General features: G+C 72.2%; 1 pseudogene. It reads left to right on the top strand.

What is annotated here, in order from left to right:
- Positions 1-9 precede the first annotated feature (9 nt).
- A pseudogene (locus JS521_RS36085) lies at positions 10-432 on the top strand (aspartate aminotransferase family protein); the annotation flags it as partial.

Raw genomic sequence — 432 nt, 5'->3', positions numbered from 1 at the left:
AAGTGACAGCTCCACCACCACGCCCCCTACCTCAACGCCGACGACGACACCGAGGCCGGACTCCCGGACCTCCTCGGCCGCTCCCTGCGCACCACCCGCCGCCCCGACGCCCTCAAGATCGCCGTCACCCTCCAGGCCCTCGGCCGCACCGGACTCGCCGACCTCGTCGACCGCACCATCGCCACCGCCCACCACCTCGCCGACCTCATCACCAAAACCCCCACCCTCGACCTCTACGACCGCCCCACCATCAGCACCGTCCTCTTCCGCCCCACCGGCACCGACGACCACACCGTCGCCACCGTCCGCCGCACCCTCCTCCAACGCGGCCACGCCGTCCTCGGCCGCGCCCACGCCGAAGGCCGCCTCTGGCTCAAGGCCACCCTCCTCAACCCCCACACCACCCCCGACGACCTCCACGCACTCCTGTAC

Source organism: Streptomyces durocortorensis, from assembly GCF_016901035.1.
Lineage (GTDB): Bacteria > Actinomycetota > Actinomycetes > Streptomycetales > Streptomycetaceae > Streptomyces > Streptomyces durocortorensis.
This window is presented reverse-complemented; position numbering and strand designations above follow the sequence as displayed.